Source organism: Nocardia lijiangensis NBRC 108240 (assembly GCF_001613045.1).
Classification (GTDB): domain Bacteria; phylum Actinomycetota; class Actinomycetes; order Mycobacteriales; family Mycobacteriaceae; genus Nocardia; species Nocardia lijiangensis.
Genome location: NZ_BDBP01000086.1, coordinates 1 through 3,471 on the forward strand (window position 1 = coordinate 1; position 3,471 = coordinate 3,471).

A 3,471-nucleotide genomic window follows, 5' to 3' on the forward strand; every position below is an offset into this window, starting at 1 on the left:
CCGGGGCAGCTAGAGATTAGCTGGTGGGCAGGAACGCCTCCCCGACGATCTCCGCCTGCTCGACGGCGTGCACCTTGGACGAACCCGAGGACGGGGCCGACATGGCGCGGCGGGAGATGCGGCGGAGTTTGCCGAGACGCTCGGGGAGCAGCTCGGGGAGGTTGAGGCCGAAGAAGGGCCAGGCGCCCTGGTTGGCCGGTTCCTCCTGGACCCACGCGATGTCGGTCGCGTTCGGGTATCCCTCGAGGGCTTCGTTCAGGCGGTACTTGGGCAGCGGGTAGAGCTGCTCGATCCGCACGATGGCGATGTCCTCGCGCTTCTGCTTGGTCTTCTCGGCGACCAGCTCGTAGTAGAGCTTGCCGCTGGTCATCAGGACTCGCTTCACCTTGGCGCGATCGCCGATGCCCTGCTCGTAGGTGGGCTCGTCGAACACGGAGTGGAACTTGGACTCGGTGAAGTCCTTGAGGTCCGACACCACGGCCTTGTTGCGCAGCATCGACTTCGGGGTGAAGACGATCAGCGGACGACGGATGCCGTCGTGCGCGTGGCGGCGCAGCAGGTGGAAGTAGTTCGCCGGGGTGGACGGCACCGCGACGGTCATCGAGCCCTCGGCGCACAGCTGCAGGAAGCGCTCGATGCGGCCGGAGGTGTGGTCCGGGCCCTGGCCCTCGTGGCCGTGCGGCAGCAGCAGCACCACGTCGGAGAGCTGGCCCCACTTGGCCTCACCGGAGGAGATGAACTCGTCGATGATGGACTGCGCGCCGTTGACGAAGTCACCGAACTGCGCCTCCCAGAGCACCAGCGCGTTCGGGTTGCCCAGCGAGTAGCCGTATTCGAAACCGACGGCGGCGAATTCGCTCAGCGCCGAGTCGTGCACCGCGAACCACCCGGGGTTCTCGCTGCCGATGTTGTGCAGCGGGGTGTACTCCTCGGCGGACTTGCGGTCGATGATCACCGAATGCCGCTGGGTGAAGGTGCCGCGGCGCGAGTCCTGACCGGTCAGGCGCACCGCGCGGCCCTCGTCGATCAGCGTGCCGAAGGCCATCAGCTCGGCGAAGGCCCAGTCGACCTTGCCCTCGTAGGCCATCTCGCGGCGCTTCTCCAGCACCGGCTTGACGCGCGGGTGCACGTTGAAGCCGTCGGGCACGTTCAGGAAGGCGTCGCCGATGCGCTGCAGCACGGCCTTGTCGACCGCGGTCTGCACGGTCGCGGGCACCTTCTGATCGTCCTCGACCGACTCGCTCGGCTCCGGCGGGAACTTCTCCAGTTCGCGGACCTCGTTGAACACGCGCTCCAGCTGACCCTGGTAGTCACGCAGCGCGTCCTCGGCCTCTTTCATGGAGATGTCGCCACGGCCGATCAGGCTCTCGGTGTAGCTCTTGCGCACCGAGCGCTTGGTGTCGATGACGTCGTACATGTACGGCTGGGTCATCGACGGGTCGTCGCCCTCGTTGTGGCCGCGACGGCGGTAGCAGATCAGGTCGATGACCACGTCCTTGCGGAACTTCTGGCGGAAGTCGACCGCAAGACGCGCCACCCAGTCGCAGGCCTCCGGGTCGTCGCCGTTCACATGGAAGATCGGCGCGCCGATGAACTTGGCGATGTCGGTGGAGTATTCGGTGGAGCGGCTGTTCTCCGGCGAGGTGGTGAAGCCGATCTGGTTGTTCACCACGATGTGGATGGTGCCGCCGACGCGGTAGCCGCGCAGACCCGAGAGGTTCAGCGTCTCGGCGACCACGCCCTGGCCTGCGAACGCGGCGTCACCGTGCAGCATCAGCGGCATGACGGAGAAGCCCTCGGGGCCGTCGCCCTTGTCCAGCAGGTCCTGCTTGGCGCGGACCAGACCCTCGAGCACGGGGTCGACCGCCTCCAGGTGCGAGGGGTTGGCGGTCAGCGAGACCTCGATCTCGTTGTCGCCGAACATCTGCAGGTAGGTGCCGCGCGCACCGAGGTGGTACTTCACGTCGCCGGAGCCGTGCGTGCCCGCCGGGTTCATGTTGCCCTCGAACTCGGTGAAGATCTTCGAGTACGGCTTGCCGACGATGTTGGCGAGCACGTTGAGGCGTCCGCGGTGCGGCATGCCGATGACGACCTCGTCGAGCGAGTGCTCGGCGCCCTGGTCGATGACCGCGTCCATCATCGGGATGACGGCTTCGGCGCCCTCCAGCGAGAAGCGCTTCTGGCCGACGTACTTGGTCTGCAGGAAGGTCTCGAAGGCCTCGGCCGCGTTCAGCCGGTTCAGGATGTACTTCTGCTGTGCGACAGTCGGTTTGACGTGCTTCTGCTCGACGCGCTCCTGGATCCACTGCAGCTGATCGGACTCCAGGATGTGCATGTACTCCACGCCGACGTGGCGGCAGTAGGCGTCGCGCAGCACCGAGAGCACGTCGCGCAGCTTCATCCGCTCCTGGCTGTGGAAGCTGCCGACATTGAACTCGCGGTCCAGGTCCCACAGCGTCAGGCCGTGCTGGGTGACGTCGAGGTCCGGGTGGCTGCGGAACTTGTCCTTGACCAGGCGCAGCGGGTCGGTGTCGGCCATCAGGTGGCCGCGGTTGCGGTACGCCGCGATCATCTCGAGCACGCGAGTGCTCTTGTCGACGCCGCGCTCCTTGACATCCTTGCGCCAGCGCACCGGCTCGTAGGGCACGCCGAGGCCGTGGAAGATCTCGTCGTAGAACTCGTCGGAGATCAGCAGCTGGTGGATGGTGCGCAGGAAATCACCGGACTCCGCGCCCTGGATGATGCGGTGGTCGTAGGTGGAGGTCAGCGTCATGAGCTTGCCGACGCCGATATCGGCGATGCGCTCGTCGCTCATGCCCTGGAACTCGGCCGGGTACTCCATGGCGCCCGCGCCGATGATCGCGCCCTGGCCGTTCATCAGGCGCGGCACCGAGTGCACGGTGCCGATGGTGCCCGGGTTGGTCAGCGAGATGGTGACGCCGGAGAAGTCCTCGGCGGTCAGCTTGCCGTCGCGGGCGCGGCGCACGATGTCCTCGTAGGCGGTGTGGAACTGCCCGAAGGTCATGGCCTCGGTGCCCTTGATGGCCGCGACGACCAGCGAGCGGTTGCCGTCCTTGCCCGGCAGGTCGATGGCCAGGCCGAGGTTGGTGTGCGCGGGGGTGACCGCGTTCGGCTTGCCGTCGATCTCGGCGAAGTGCCGGTTCATGTTCGGGAACGACTTCACCGCCTGCACGATGGCGTAGCCGAGCAGGTGGGTGAAGGAGATCTTGCCACCGCGGGTGCGGGCCAGGTGGTTGTTGATGACCAGGCGGTTGTCGATCATCAGCTTGGCCGGGATGGCACGCACCGAGGTCGCGGTCGGGATCGCCAGCGAGGCGGCCATGTTCTTGGCGACCGCGGCGGCGGCGCCACGCAGCACCTTCGCCTCGTCGGACGCCTCGGCGGGCTTGGGGCCGCCGGAGGTCGGCGCGGCGTTGGAGGTCGGCGCCGGAGTGGTCTGGGGTGCCCGTG

At 67.2% G+C, this 3,471-nt stretch carries 1 protein-coding gene; it reads right to left on the reverse strand.

Features of this window, described 5'->3' with window-relative positions; translation table 11 throughout:
- Nucleotides 1-16 precede the first annotated feature (16 nt).
- On the reverse strand, nt 17-3,471 hold a 3,455-nt coding region (locus NL1_RS28070), incomplete at its 5' end, for a multifunctional oxoglutarate decarboxylase/oxoglutarate dehydrogenase thiamine pyrophosphate-binding subunit/dihydrolipoyllysine-residue succinyltransferase subunit (protein ID WP_067845380.1).